Raw genomic sequence first — 12,764 nt, 5'->3', positions numbered from 1 at the left:
CATGGCGGAGAGCAGTGTCCTGGTCTCGTCCAAGCTGTCGGTCTCGTACGGCGGTGTGAAGGCCGTGAGCGACGTCGACCTGCATGTCGACCGCGGCGAGATCGTGGGTCTGATCGGGCCGAACGGCGCCGGCAAGACCTCGTTCATCGACGCCGTCTCGGGGTTCGCCCCGATGACCGGCTCCATCACGCTGAACGGTCACGAGCTGCGGGGAGAGCGAGCCCACCGGCGGAGCCGTCTGGGCCTGAGCCGTACCTGGCAGTCCGTCAGCCTGTTCGAGGATCTGACGGTGTCCGAGAATGTGAAGGTCGGCGCCGGGCACACACCGCTCGCTGATCGGCTCCGCGGCAGGCGGCAGCGGGTGGAGATCGATCCGGTGCTCGACCGGCTCGGCATCGCCGGACTCGCGGGGCGCCTGCCGGGGGAGCTCTCCCACGGACAGCGCGTGCTCGTCGGCGTCGCCCGTGCGATCGTCGCATCCCCCGCCCTCGTCCTCATGGATGAGCCGGGCGCCGGACTCGACGATGCCGAGGGCGCCGAGCTCGGTCGCCAGCTCCGCGGACTCGCCGCGGACGGGATCTCCGTGCTCCTCGTGGACCACGACATGAACCTCGTCCTCGACGTCTGCGACCGCATCTACGTGCTCGACTTCGGCCGTCAGATCGCCCAGGGCACGCCCGCCGAGATCGCCGCCGATCCCGCGGTGATCAAGGCCTACCTGGGAACCACCACCGACGAGGAGAAGGCCGAAGCATGACCGACACCAGCGCACCCGTGACCGTCGAGACGGACGAGGTCCTCCTCCAGCTCGACTCCGTCAGCGTCGGCTACGGCGGCACGCCCGTGACCCAGGGTGTCGACCTGACCGTGCGACGCGGCGAGATCGTCTGCCTCCTCGGCCCCAACGGCGCAGGCAAGACCACGACCCTGCTGGCCATCTCGGGCCTGATCCCCCTCATGAAGGGAACCGTGCTCTTCCAGCAGCGGGACCTGCTCAAGAGGTCCCCCGACGCACTCACCCGGATGGGCATCGTTCACGTCCCGGAGGACCGCTCGCTGTTCGGCGGCCTGACCGTCGAGGAGAACCTCAAGGTCGCCTCGCGCGATCCCGAGGACATCGCTCGGGTGCTGGGGTACTTCCCCAAGCTCGGCGACATCCTCGACCGCCGGGCCACGGTGCTCTCGGGAGGCGAGCAGCAGATGCTCGCCCTCGCCCGCGCCCTCGCTCTGCGGCCGACCCTGCTGATCGTCGACGAGATGAGCCTCGGACTCGCGCCGATCATCGTCGAGTCGATCCTCCCGGTGTTCCGCCGGATCGTGGAGGAGACAGGCTGCTCGGTCCTGATGGTCGAGCAGCACGTCCGGCTCGCACTCGAGATCGCCGACCGAGCCTACGTCATGTCCAGGGGCAGGATCGTGCGCGAGGGAACGGCCGCGGAGATCGCCGCCTCGCTCGACGAGCTGCGAGGCAGCTACCTCGGCGTTCAGTCGGAGGGCTGAGGGGCGAGCGACGACGCGTACATGCCGGTGAAGACCTGGTCGGTCGACTCGCTGGCCTCGATCAGCTCGGTCATGCCGGGAAGGACGTCGCGGGTGTCGAAGTAGGCCACCCGCGACGTCGGATCGACCGAGGCGCTGAAGGCCACCGGATAGCCCCGCGCGACGTACTCGGCCACGCTCCGGTCGAACGTCGTCGTCGCCACGCCGAAGTGGTGGAAGCCGTACCCGCGTCCGCGGATCATGTCGCGGTGCACGGACGGCAGGTCGTCAGCGGGCTGGATCAGCTCGTACTGCAGGTGGCCGCCGAAGCCGAGGGCGACGTGGGCCCGGGCCTCCGTGGGCTCGCCGTAGTAGCGGGGGTCGTCACCCGCGAAGTCACGCAGCACCGTCCAGGGCCCGATGGAGAGCCTCGCCGAGTACTCCTCCATCGCCCTCTCGAGGTCGGGCACGACGAACGCCAGCTGGATCACACCGTCCAGGGGCTGGCCGAATCCGAAGAGCATCCTGTCTCCATCTCTCAGTGAGCCGGACGGGTCGCCCGGCGGTCTCGGGGGTCGCTCAGAAGGGCTTGCCGCCCATGATGACGTTCTCCTCGGGCGGCACCGGGGCGAGGCTGACCTGCACGTCGATGCACGTCGGTCGGCCCGACACGAGCGCGCTCTCCAGCGCGGGGACCAGGTCGGCGAGCTCGGTCACGTTGATGCCGTCGGCTCCGAGCGCCCGCGCGACGGCGCTGTAGGAGCCGTTCTCCAGGCGGTTGTTCACCACCCGATCGGGTCCGAGCAGGAGCTCCTGAGCGTGCAGGGTCGCACCCCACGCTCGGTTGTTCAGCACGACGACGACGACCGGGAGCCCCGCTCGCACCATCGAGTCGAACTCGGCGAGGCTGTAGCCCACCGCTCCGTCCCCCGTGACGAGGACCACGGGCCTCCCGGTGTCGGCCGCTTGAGCGCCGAGCGCCGTTCCCACACCGACGCCCATCGAGCCCAGGTAGCCGTGGCAGAGGTAGTCGGCGACGGGTGCCCGGGAGATGGTCTCCGACAGCCAGAGGTACGTCAGCGCACCGTCGGCGACCACGACGGACCCGGCGGGCACGGTCTCGGCGATCGCGGTGACCGCATCCATCGGGTGGATCCGATCGTCGCGCACGGCCTGAGCCGTGACCGCGTCGAACCGTCCGTCGACGAGGTCGCGCAGACGCCTCTGCCAGGCGGACCGGTCGGGCCAGTCCCCGCGTCGAGCGGCCGCCTCCGCGAGCTCGGCCGCGGCGGCGCCCGCGTCGGCCAGGACACCCAGCTCGATGGGCTGCAGCCGGCCGAGCTCTCGGGCGTCGCTGTCGATCTGGACCACGGCCGATCCTGTCGGGATGAGGATCCCCGACCCGTGGGCGGTCGCAAGCCCGAACCGCAGCCCCAGGAGGATCACGCGGTCCGGCCGCTCGCCCTCGTCGAGTCCGAACAGCCCCTGCAGCAGCCCGTAGGAGAGCGGGCTCTCCCGGATGGCGCCCAGCGCCTCGGTGTCGGAGAACAGCGGAGTCCCGGTCCGCTCTGCCAGGCGGCGCAGAGCCGCCCCGCCCTCGCTCCTGACCAGCTCGGAGCCGGCGATCAGGACGGGGCGCTCCGCCGCCGCCAGCCCGTCGAGGATCCTCGATACGGCGTCCGCTCCCGGTGCGGCGAGGACGGAGTCGGCGCCGAGCTCCTGCGCTTCGTCCGCGAGGTCGTCGTCGACCGCGGCGGTCAGCACGTCCCAGGGGATGTCGATCAGCACGGGTCCCCGAGGACCCTGGGTGGCGATGCGGATGGCCTGCGCGAGCAGCCTCGGGATCAGCTCGGCGCGGGTGATGCGGTGCGCCCACCTCGTGATGGGCGTCGCGATCGCGACCTGGTCGATCCCGGCCTGGAGCGTGTTCGTCTCGTCGACGGCGAGCGGGCCCGACGCGGCGATGTACAGCACCGGCGTGCGATCGAGGTACGCGTTGGCGATCGAGGTGACCGCGTTCGTGAAGCCGCCGCCGGCGGTCAGGAGCGCGACGCCCAATCGGTGTCCCGCCCGGGCGTACCCCTCGGCAGCGTGTCCGGCGTTCATCTCGTGACGGGTGTCGACGATGCGGAAGGAGCGGTCCAGGGCCGCCTGGTACATGCTGTCGACGTGTGCGCCGTTGATGCCGAACGCCACGTCGACGCCGGCGCGCTCCAGGGCCCGGATGACCAGCTCTCCACCGGTGACTGCCATTGCCTTGCTCCGTTTCGCCGTGCCGCCCATTGTGGACGACTCCTCGTGCCGGTCGATGCCGGCGGGTTCAGACTGCCGTCTCGCCTCCGTCGACGGTGAGCACGCTCCCCGTCACGAAGCTCGACCGGGGCGACGCCAGCCAGAGCGCCGCCTCCGCGATCTCCCGCGGCTCGGCGAGGCGTCCGAGCGGCATCCTGGCCGTGGCCGTCTCCGGGTCGATGACCCCCTCCGCCATCAGGCGACGCACCATCTCCGTGCCGGTGAGCCCCGGCGCGATGGCGTTGATCCGCACACCGTGGCGTCCGTGCTCGGCGGCCGCGGTCCGGGTCAGCCCGATCACCCCGTGCTTGGCCGCCGAGTACCCGGCGGACCCGGGGTTGCCGACCAGCCCGGCGACCGACGCGCTGTTCACGATCGATCCCGTGCCGCGCGCGAGCATGTGCTTCAGCTCGTACGTGAGGCACAGCCACACCCCGCGCAGGTTGACCCGCTGGACGAGGTCCCAGTCCTCCGCGTTGATGTCCTGGACGGCGGCGCCGGGCGGGGCGATGCCCGCGTTGTTGAAGGCGGAGTCGAGCTTTCCGAACCGCGCGACCGCAGCATCGACCAGGTCGCGCACGCTCTGCTCGTCGGCCACGTCGACGTGGAGGCCGAGCGCTGTGCCACCCTCGGCCGCGATCTCGTCGGCGACGTCGAGGGCCGCCACCGCGTCGCGGTCGGCCACCACGACCGCGGCGCCCTCCTCGGCGAAGAGCAGTGCGGTGGCGCGCCCGATGCCCGCGCCACCCCCGGTGATGAGGCTGACGGAGCCCTCGAGCTGTCTGGCTCCCGGACGACGGCTCACCGAGCCTCCCTGCGGGCGACGGCCTCGGAGTAGACCGGGTTGGCGAGCACGGTGCGCTCGACGGCGCTTCGCCGCTCGTCTGCCGGCTCGGGGGGCAGCGACGCGAGGATCGCCTCGAAGCGCTCGGCCAGGAACGGCCGGTGCTCGCCGTGGGTCAGGATGTAGAGGTCGTCGTTCAGGATGCCGGCGACCACGGCCCGCCCCACGTCGTCGGGCTCGAGGGGCGCCTGGTAGAGCTCGTCGAGCGAAGCACCGCCGGGCGACTCGCTCGCCTCGACTCCGGGCGGGCGCGGCCCGTGGGCGATGTTCGTGCGCACGATCCCCGGCGCCAGGACCGAGACCCCGATGCCGGTGCCGTGGAGCTCGGTGCGCAGTGCCTCCATGAGGCCCACCACCCCGAACTTCGCCGCCACGTAGAGACCGCCGGGAGTCCCGAGCAGGCCGCCGATCGAGGCGGTCGACACGACGTGTCCGTCCCTGCCGGACGCGAGCATCCGGGGCACGAACGTCCTGACCCCGTTGAAGACGCCGGTCAGGTTGATTCCGAGCACCCAGTCCCACTGCTCGAAGCCCGCCTCGACGGTGGGCGTCAGGAACCCGACCCCCGCGTTGTTGACCAGGATGTCGATGCCGCCGTACGACTCGTCCAGCTGCTCAGCGACCGCCTCGAGGGCGTCGCGGTCACGGACGTCGAGCACGTACCCCTCGACCTCGACCTGCCCGCCGGTCCGGGCCGAGAGCTCGTCGACGGCGGTCTGCACGGAGGACTCGGTGAGGCCGCACAGGGCGACCCGAACCCCTTCGCCCACGAGGGCCCGGGCGATCCCGAGACCGATGCCGCTGTCGCCGCCGGTCACGAACGCGGTCCTCCCGCGCAGCTCCCTCATCGGATCGCCCCCGACGTCAGCGGAGGGATGTTCGCGTTGTGCCGGAACACGTTGTCGGGGTCGTACCGGGTCTTCACCTCGCGCAGGCGTGTCCACGTCTCGCCGTAGCTCTCGCGCTGCTCGTCCCCGCTCGCGTCGCTGCCGCCGAAGTTCATGTAGGACCCCGCTCGCAGATGGTCCTCGAGGTCGCTCCAGGTCGTCCTCACCCAGGCGAGGTTGTCCTCCGCGCTCTCCTCGGGGCGCCAGATGCCGCACACGTTCACCGGCCAGAGCTCGTCGCGATGCGCGAACGCGGTCGAGCTCTCGTCGATCCGCGAGATCAGGCCGCCCATCGACAGCACCTCGAGCTGGGAGTTCGCGGACGCGATCCTCGCACCGCAGCGCACGAGCGACGCGATCGTGTCGTCGTCGAGATCACGCAGGAAGCCCGACTTGTGGTAGTTCCAGTGCCCGTGCCCGTTCAGCTCGTCGTTGAGACGCTGCAGGTCGACGTACTCGATCGGACCGCGTGCGGATGCGAGGGGGTCCACCCCGAGATCCTGGAGGATCCGGTCGATCTCCCGGGCGCCCTCGTCGTGGTCGCCGAGCCAGGCGAGGGGGGCCAGCAGCACCGGTTCCCCCACCCGGTCGGGCGGAGCCCAGGGGAAGTCGGGAAGCTTCCGGAAGAACGCCGACCACACCAGATCGTCGTCCGCCGTGGGCATGTGAGCAGCCATGGCCCGCAGGACGACGGCGGAGTCCTCGATAGAGAAGGCGGTGGCCGCCAGGTAGACCGGCCCGCGGGGGTGGAGGCGGAGCACGAACTCCGTGACCACCCCGAAGTTGCCTCCCCCTCCGCGGAGGGCCCAGAAGAGGTCCGGATGCTCGTCCTCCGACGCGGTGACGACCTCCCCGTCGGCGAGGACGACGGTCGCCGACAGGAGGTTGTCGATCGTCAATCCGTACTTGCGCATCGTCCAGCCCAGCCCACCGCCGAGGATCAGGCCTCCGGCCCCGGTGTGCGAGATCGCCCCGGCCGGGGTGGCGAGTCCGTGGGCCTGGGTGGCCGCGTCGACGTCGCCGAGCAGGCATCCCCCGGCGACACGGACGACCAGAGCATCCTCGTCGACCTCGACCGAGTCCATCGGCGAGAGGTCGATCACCACACCGTCGTCGATCATGCTGTGCCCGGGGATGCTGTGCCCGCCTCCGCGCACCGCGACCTCGCGGTCGCCCGCCCGCGCCCACGCCAGCACGGCGACGACGTCGTCGGTCGTCCGACACCGGGCGATGTGGCTCGGCCTGCGATCGATCATGGCGTTCCAGATCGTGCGGGCCTCGTCGTAGTCCCCATCACCGGGGGTGATGAGCCGCCCGGTGAAGCCCTCGACGACGTCGACCGTCCGAAGCTGGCCCGACATCAGGCGTCCGCGACCACGACGCTGTCGATCCGCCCGACACCCTCGATCTCGACGCTCACCCGGTCGCCCGGGTGGAGGAACAGCTGCGGGTCGCGGCGGTAGCCCACTCCCCCGGGCGTGCCGGTGAGGATGACGTCGCCCGGTTCGAGGACGGTGAACTCCGACACCGTCGCGATCAGCGTCGGGATGTCGAAGATCAGCTTCGACAGGTCGGAGTCCTGGACCACCTCGTCGTTCAGCGTGGTGCGGATGCCCGCCGCCGTGAGGTCGACCTCGTCCGGTGTCACCACGACCGGCCCCAGGGGCGTCGACGAGTCCCAGGCCTTGCCCTGGGTCCATTGATGGGTCTTGTACTGGTAGTCGCGCATCGTCACGTCGTTCGCGACGCTGTAGCCGAGCACGTGGTCGAGCGCATCCTCCCTGCGGATGCGTCGCCCTGCCCTGCCGATGATCACGGCGAGCTCACCCTCGTAGTCGACCTGGGTCGACTCCGGGGGCGCCACGATCGGGGCGTCGGCGCTGACCAGGTTCGAGGCGAACTTGGGGAACAGCACGGGGTAGGTCGGGAGATCGCGCTTGGTCTCCTCGATGTGCGAGGAGTAGTTGAGCCCCACGCAGAAGATCTTGTTCGGGCGAGGGCTCGACGGGAGCAGCTCGACCTGGTCGCGACCGGTCCGCAGGTCGTCCCGACGCGGTGCCGCCGCGAGCTCGTCGATCCCTGTGTCGGGCCCGATGGCCTCGACGCCCTCCAACGGGATGATCCCGTCGCCGTCCAGGACGCCTACGTGCCAGAGGCCATCCACGATGTAGCTGACGTAGGCCATCAGACGCGCGCCTCGCTCGTGCGACGCCAGGTCGGGGTCTGACCGCCCCAGAGGTTCACGCTGTGCGGGATGGGCTGCCACCGACGCGGCTCGTAGGCCACCCGGTCGTCCCAGAACTTCTCCATCTCGGCGGACAGCTCGATGTGGTTCCCCGCAGGATCGTCGAAGAAGACGAAGAGGTTGTTGCCCGGTCCGTGGCGTCCTGGCCCCCACTGCACGTCCACGTCGAGCTCGGAGAGCCGGTCGCACCAGGCCTTGAAGTCCTCCCACTCGGCGAGGTCGTACGAGTAGTGGTCGATGTCGCCCGACCGGCCGGTGTCGACCACCGCCAGGGTGTGGTGATCCTTGTCGCTCCGGAGCCAGCAGAACCGTCCGTCGGCCAGCTGGTCCGAGATGCGGAAGCCGACCGTGTCGACGTAGAACGACACCAGACCCGGGACGTCGGTGGTGGTGAGGGTGGTGTGCTGGAACTTCACGGGGCGCCGACCGGGGTCCGCGCTGTTCTCACCCTGTCGCTGCACCTCGGAGTGGAAGTGGACCTCGGTGCCATCGGGGTCCTTCACCGAGATACCGGCCGGGCTGCCCACGGCGGCGTCGATGAACGAGGCGTCGAGGTCCGCGACCTCGTACCCGGCGGCGGTCAGGCGCTCGGCGATGCCCGCGACCCCGTCCTCGTCGCGCACCTCGAACCCGTAGTGCACGAGACCCTGCTCACCCGGGAGGAGGTCGATCACGTGATGCCCGCTGCCCCAGCCGAGACGCAGGCCGCCGTCAGGCAGGTCACCGTGTCGTTCCATCCCGAGCACCCGTGAGTAGAACTGCGCGGCGGCAGCGACGTCGGGCACACGGAATCCGATGTGCGACACGGCAGTCCTCCGCAGGGTGCCCGCGTTCTCGTTCTGGGTCAGGGTGATGCGATTCGCGTCGCTCACGACGTCTCTCCTCTCCTCACGGCGGGTCGGTGCGTTCCGGCCTTCGCCTTGGTCTTCGGTCATGGGGCAGGCAGGGGATCGGTGACGGCCTCGCGGACCGGGATCCCCCAGCGCTCGAGCGCCTCGTCCGCACGCTCCCTCTCGTCCGGCGTCCAGACGGCCGCCACGAAGTGGTCGGGCCTCAGGACGACGAAGGAGCCCCGGGCCGGGGCGAACTCGGCGTAGAGCAGGGTGTCGAGGTCGATGGCCACGTGCACACGGTCGTCGACGACGATGGTGTCGTCCAGAGGCACGCTGATGCGGGCCGCCTGAAGGCGCTCGACCACGGGGTCCATCGCCGCCCACGCCACCGAGTCGACGCCGACGCCGGCGATCGCCCAGCCCGTGCCGACCATCCGGTCGAAGGGCACGGTGCGGCGGACGGTGAAGTCGAAGACCCTCGGCTGCCCGATCTGCGCGCCCACCAGTGGATGGTCGCCATCCACGAGGCCGTCCCGGTATCGAGCGGCCGGTCGGTACCGCATCTCCTCGAAGAAGCGGCGACCTTCGATCGTGCTCATCGCGTCGCGCACCACGGCGTCTCGGTGCTCCGCCAGGCGGCGGTTCGTCGTCATCACGACCCGTCCGAGCCGCTCGGAGCTCCGGATGACCGCCCCGGCGTGAGGACGACGTTCGGTCTCGTAGGAGTCGAGGGCCGCATCCGAGAGACGACCCCTCAGGCGCTCGGCGATCTTCCAGCTGAGGTTGCTCGCGTCGCGGAGCCCGGAGTTGAGCCCCTGGCCGGCGAACGGCGGCATCATGTGGGCCGCGTCCCCGAGCAGGAAGACGGGCCCGTACCGGTAGTGGTCGGCGTTGAGACCGTGGAAGCGGTAGGCGACCGCCCGCTCGACCTGATCGGGCGTGAGGGGACGGTACTGCGAGACCAGGCGCTCGATGAGCTCGAACCGCGGCTCCTCCCCCGCCTCACCCTCCCCGGGGAACAGCCGGAACTCGTACCGGCACCGCCCGTCGAGCCCCGGCACGATGACATGGGGTCTCTCGGGAAGCGCGTGATGCATGCCGTACCGCTCGGTCCGGGTATCTCCCGAGGTGTCGACCACGAGCCAGACATCGTCGTGGCTGCGCCCGCTCATCGTCGCCCCGATGAGGGAGCGCACGGCCGAACGGCCGCCATCCGCCCCGAGCACGTAGCGAGCGCGGATCTCCTGTGGTGACGGTCCCCCGGTCACGACCTCGGCCCCCTCGGGCAGGAGGCGGATGCTTTCGACGGGCGCCCCCAGCAGCACGCGGACTCGAGGGTTCTCCAGGAGCGCGGACATCAGCACCCGTTCGAGGTCGGGCTGGGCGAAGGGGTTCTTGAACGGGAACCCGTTGCGGAACGGCGCGGCGGCCCTGGCATGGAAGAGCGGCCTGTCGTCGGCGCCGAAGTACATCGTGCCGGTCCCCGGGACGATGACCGACATCACCTGCGTCTCGATGCCGGCGTCCTGGTACGAGCGGAGCGACTCGTCGTCGAGGCTGATGGCCTTCGGGTCGTTGCTCGTCTGCAGGTTGCGCTCCGCGATGACCACGTCGACGCCGCGCGCGGCGAGCAGCAGAGCCGCCGTCATCCCCACGGGGCCCGCGCCGACCACGATCACGTCGCAGGACTCGGCCCCTGACGTCCTCATCGGTCGCGCCTGAGTATCTCGACGCCGTTGCCTAGCATGCAGGAAACTATACCTGATAAACAGGACTGACGGGAAGCGAAACGGACTCGGTACGCTGAGGACGTCCGGCGCGAAGCGAGGGAGCGGAATGAACGAGAGCGGCTATCGCGAGCGGAACAGCACCGCCGACCGGGCCCTGACGATCCTGGAGATGTTCAACGACGATCGCCTGCTGATCACCGCGGTCGACGTCGCCGAGACCCTCGGCGTGGCACGCTCGACGGCGTACCGCTACCTCCAGACCCTCGTGAAGGCGTCGTTCCTCGAGGAGGAGCCCGGCAGCGGGTTCCGGCTGGGGGTGAGGATCCTGCAGCTCTCGCGGATCGCCCGACGGAGCCAGGGGGTGGCGGAGCTGTCGCTCCCGACCATGAGGCAGCTCGCCGAGGAGCTCCACCAGACGGTGCTCCTCACCCGGCTGTCCGGCAACTCCATCGTCTGCCTCGAGCGCGAGGAGTGGCAGGGGCAGTACGTGCGCTTGTCCTACGAGCGCGGGTCGCTGCTCAACATCAACGCGGGCGCGAGTGCGCTGGTGCTCCTCGCCTGGCTCCCCGAGGCGCGCGTGCGCGAGCTGCTCGCCGCCCAGCCCCTCACCCGGTTCACCGACGCCACGCTCGTGGATCCCGACGCCATCGTCGAGCGGCTCGCCACGATCCGATCCGACGGCTTCTCGGTGACGCGCGGCGAGGTCGACCCGGATGCGATGGGCATCGCCGCCCCGATCTTCTCGGGTGAGGACAAGGTCGTGGGCGGCCTCAGCGTGGTGGTGATCCAGTCCCGGATCGATCCGGGAACCGTGCCGTCTGTGATCGACACCATCGTGCGCGCGGCCGGGCGCCTCTCCGAGCGCGTGACCCTCCACGACGCCTGACGCGACGAGCACCATCGCTGCAGCGGTCCTCGCCGGATCAGAGATCCGCGGGCTCGCGCTGGGCGGCGATGGCGCCCTCGAGCACGTCCCGCCCGGCCCAGCTGCCGTGGAACCCGAAGGGAACACGGACGGGCAGCGGTACGCGCGCCAGCGGGTCCCGCGTCATCCGGACCGCGTCGTGCACGAGCAGCTCGCTGAGCTCAGTCGTCGGGTTCCACCAGATCGACAGGATGTAGCCGTCGTCCTCCTCGACGGCGCCCTCCCGCGCCACGAACACGGGTTCGCTCGGATTCGTCAGCCCGCCGACGCCCTCGATCACGACCGTGGAGTCGAGCAGGTGGTCATGTTTCGCCAGCCCGTCGCTCATGGTCTGGCGGTCCAGCGACCTCGTCGTCACGAAGTACCCGTAGCGATGAGCAGCGCCCACGTACGCGTCGTTGATCTTGGGGAACTCCCCGGCGACGCCGCTGATCATCCGGTCGCTGACCTTGCCCGTCTTAACGTTGACCCGCCACTGCCACGGCAGTGCCGGCGGGAACCACTCGTGCGACGACAGAGGCGTGTTGCCGCTCGCGGGATTGCCCAGCCGGGAGATCCGGTGCAGGTCGATCACGACCTCGTCGCCGACCTCGTAGGCGTTGTAGAAGTGGGTGGGGCCGAAGACGCCGTTCGCCTCGTACCACGTCACCTTCTTGGTCCGGCGGTCCATCATCACGATCTGCGTGCCATGCGGCAGCACGCTCTCATCCCAGATCACGCCGGGACGGCCCTGCATGATCAGGTCGAGCCGGAACAGCGACGGGGTGACGAAGAAGATGGCGTAGTTGTCGCTCACGACGAAGTCGTGCATGAGCACCGGCAGCCCGATGTCGATCGCGTGGCTCTCGACGATCCGGCCGGTGGTCACGTCGGCTCGGTACCAGGTGATCGTCGGCCCCTTCGCGGCGAAGAACAGCATGTCGCCGGAGAGTCGATCGATCTTGTAGTGCGCCGTGCACAGGGTGTCGATCCCCCCGTGGAAGTCGTAGGCGCCCTTGGTCGCCAGGGTCTCGGGGTGGAGCTCGTGCGGCAGGCCGCCCTCGTAGTACACCAGCAGCTTGTCGTCGAAGATCCCCACGTTGGTGTTCGCCACGTTCTTCGCCGGCGGGGCCCCGGCGGGCAGCCGCCCGGGCGTCCCGCCGCTGACGAAGCCGCTGTAGACCGCCTCGCCCTGCTCCACCTCGACCTTCATCGAGTCGGTCTCGACCCAGCGCGTCCGATACCCGACCCGTCCGTCGCGGACGTAGACGGCGCACACCATCCCATCGCCCTCCCACCAGTGGTAGCGATCGGTGTTGCGTGGTTCGAAGCGGGGGTTCGAGGAGATCCGGAACAGGGCACCGGCGAGATCGGCGGGGATCTCGCCCTGGACGGGGAGGTCGAACGCCTCGGACTCCTCGGCCCACGGAGCGAAGGGTCCGTTCAGGAACTTGTTGTCGGTGGGCCACAGCGCCATGGGGAGTCCTCTCGCGACCGGGCCGCGCGCCTCCCTTGGCGCACGGCGTCTCCGTCCGATCGATCCTGACTCT

12 protein-coding genes are annotated in these 12,764 nt (G+C 70.1%); 3 read left to right on the top strand and 9 right to left on the bottom strand.

Features of this window, described 5'->3' with window-relative positions:
- Position 1 precedes the first annotated feature (1 nt).
- The gene (locus tag IEX69_RS14415) at positions 2-757 is read left to right on the top strand and encodes an ABC transporter ATP-binding protein (RefSeq protein WP_085018067.1); all 756 of its coding nucleotides are present in this window, start codon (positions 2-4) and stop codon (positions 755-757) included.
- Positions 754-1,500 carry an ABC transporter ATP-binding protein gene (locus IEX69_RS14410; protein WP_085018066.1) on the top strand — a complete coding sequence of 249 codons (747 nt, stop codon included), beginning with the start codon at positions 754-756 and terminating at the stop codon, positions 1,498-1,500. Before IEX69_RS14415 ends, IEX69_RS14410 begins: the two co-directional genes overlap by 4 nt.
- Here the strand turns inward: IEX69_RS14410 and IEX69_RS14405 are convergent.
- The 8 genes from IEX69_RS14405 to IEX69_RS14370 form a co-directional block, all read right to left on the bottom strand.
- Positions 1,485-2,003, bottom strand: a complete 519-nt coding sequence (locus tag IEX69_RS14405) for a VOC family protein (protein ID WP_085018064.1) — start codon at positions 2,001-2,003, stop codon at positions 1,485-1,487. The two genes, IEX69_RS14410 and IEX69_RS14405, sit on opposite strands and share 16 nt — an antisense overlap.
- A gap of 55 nt (positions 2,004-2,058) precedes the next feature.
- On the bottom strand, positions 2,059-3,732 hold the full coding sequence (locus tag IEX69_RS14400; RefSeq protein WP_085018062.1) for a thiamine pyrophosphate-binding protein: 1,674 nt from the start codon (positions 3,730-3,732) through the stop codon (positions 2,059-2,061).
- Positions 3,733-3,799: 67 nt separating this feature from the next.
- On the bottom strand, positions 3,800-4,576 hold the full coding sequence (locus IEX69_RS14395) for an SDR family NAD(P)-dependent oxidoreductase (protein ID WP_085018060.1): 777 nt from the start codon (positions 4,574-4,576) through the stop codon (positions 3,800-3,802).
- Complete coding sequence (locus IEX69_RS14390) at positions 4,573-5,463, bottom strand: SDR family oxidoreductase (protein ID WP_085018059.1); 891 nt, start codon at positions 5,461-5,463, stop codon at positions 4,573-4,575. The genes IEX69_RS14395 and IEX69_RS14390 overlap by 4 nt, the downstream gene beginning before the upstream one ends.
- On the bottom strand, positions 5,460-6,863 hold the full coding sequence (locus IEX69_RS14385; RefSeq protein ID WP_085018057.1) for an FAD-binding oxidoreductase: 1,404 nt from the start codon (positions 6,861-6,863) through the stop codon (positions 5,460-5,462). The genes IEX69_RS14390 and IEX69_RS14385 overlap by 4 nt, the downstream gene beginning before the upstream one ends.
- A complete protein-coding gene (locus tag IEX69_RS14380; protein ID WP_085018056.1) occupies positions 6,863-7,687 on the bottom strand; it encodes a fumarylacetoacetate hydrolase family protein in 825 nt (274 codons plus the stop codon). Before IEX69_RS14380 ends, IEX69_RS14385 begins: the two co-directional genes overlap by 1 nt.
- Positions 7,687-8,619, bottom strand: a complete 933-nt coding sequence (locus IEX69_RS14375) for a VOC family protein (RefSeq protein WP_217348660.1) — start codon at positions 8,617-8,619, stop codon at positions 7,687-7,689. Before IEX69_RS14375 ends, IEX69_RS14380 begins: the two co-directional genes overlap by 1 nt.
- 59 nt (positions 8,620-8,678) lie before the next feature.
- Positions 8,679-10,289: an FAD-dependent monooxygenase gene (locus tag IEX69_RS14370; protein WP_085018053.1), complete on the bottom strand. Its 1,611-nt coding sequence runs from the start codon at positions 10,287-10,289 to the stop codon at positions 8,679-8,681.
- A 127-nt stretch (positions 10,290-10,416) separates the two neighbouring features.
- Here IEX69_RS14370 and IEX69_RS14365 point away from each other — a divergent pair, with 127 nt between their 5' ends.
- Entirely contained in the window at positions 10,417-11,196 is a 780-nt protein-coding gene (locus tag IEX69_RS14365) for an IclR family transcriptional regulator (RefSeq protein ID WP_085018051.1), read from the top strand.
- A 37-nt stretch (positions 11,197-11,233) separates the two neighbouring features.
- Here the strand turns inward: IEX69_RS14365 and IEX69_RS14360 are convergent, their stop codons facing one another.
- The gene (locus IEX69_RS14360) at positions 11,234-12,691 is read right to left on the bottom strand and encodes a carotenoid oxygenase family protein (RefSeq protein WP_085018049.1); all 1,458 of its coding nucleotides are present in this window, start codon (positions 12,689-12,691) and stop codon (positions 11,234-11,236) included.
- Positions 12,692-12,764 lie beyond the last annotated feature (73 nt).

The organism is Cnuibacter physcomitrellae (genome assembly GCF_014640535.1).
Taxonomy (GTDB): Bacteria; Actinomycetota; Actinomycetes; order Actinomycetales; family Microbacteriaceae; genus Cnuibacter; species Cnuibacter physcomitrellae.
Note: the sequence above shows the minus strand (reverse complement) of the source record. Positions and strands in the feature narration are given on the sequence as shown.

Coding starts and splice junctions, on each gene's coding strand:
- IEX69_RS14415 (WP_085018067.1), top strand. CDS start 2: ATGGCGGAGAGCAGTGTCCTGGTCTCGTCCAAGCTGTCGGTCTCGTAC.
- IEX69_RS14410 (WP_085018066.1), top strand. CDS start 754: ATGACCGACACCAGCGCACCCGTGACCGTCGAGACGGACGAGGTCCTC.
- IEX69_RS14405 (WP_085018064.1), bottom strand. CDS start 2,003: ATGCTCTTCGGATTCGGCCAGCCCCTGGACGGTGTGATCCAGCTGGCG.
- IEX69_RS14400 (WP_085018062.1), bottom strand. CDS start 3,732: ATGGCAGTCACCGGTGGAGAGCTGGTCATCCGGGCCCTGGAGCGCGCC.
- IEX69_RS14390 (WP_085018059.1), bottom strand. CDS start 5,463: ATGAGGGAGCTGCGCGGGAGGACCGCGTTCGTGACCGGCGGCGACAGC.
- IEX69_RS14385 (WP_085018057.1), bottom strand. CDS start 6,863: ATGTCGGGCCAGCTTCGGACGGTCGACGTCGTCGAGGGCTTCACCGGG.
- IEX69_RS14380 (WP_085018056.1), bottom strand. CDS start 7,687: ATGGCCTACGTCAGCTACATCGTGGATGGCCTCTGGCACGTAGGCGTC.
- IEX69_RS14370 (WP_085018053.1), bottom strand. CDS start 10,289: ATGAGGACGTCAGGGGCCGAGTCCTGCGACGTGATCGTGGTCGGCGCG.
- IEX69_RS14365 (WP_085018051.1), top strand. CDS start 10,417: ATGAACGAGAGCGGCTATCGCGAGCGGAACAGCACCGCCGACCGGGCC.
- IEX69_RS14360 (WP_085018049.1), bottom strand. CDS start 12,691: ATGGCGCTGTGGCCCACCGACAACAAGTTCCTGAACGGACCCTTCGCT.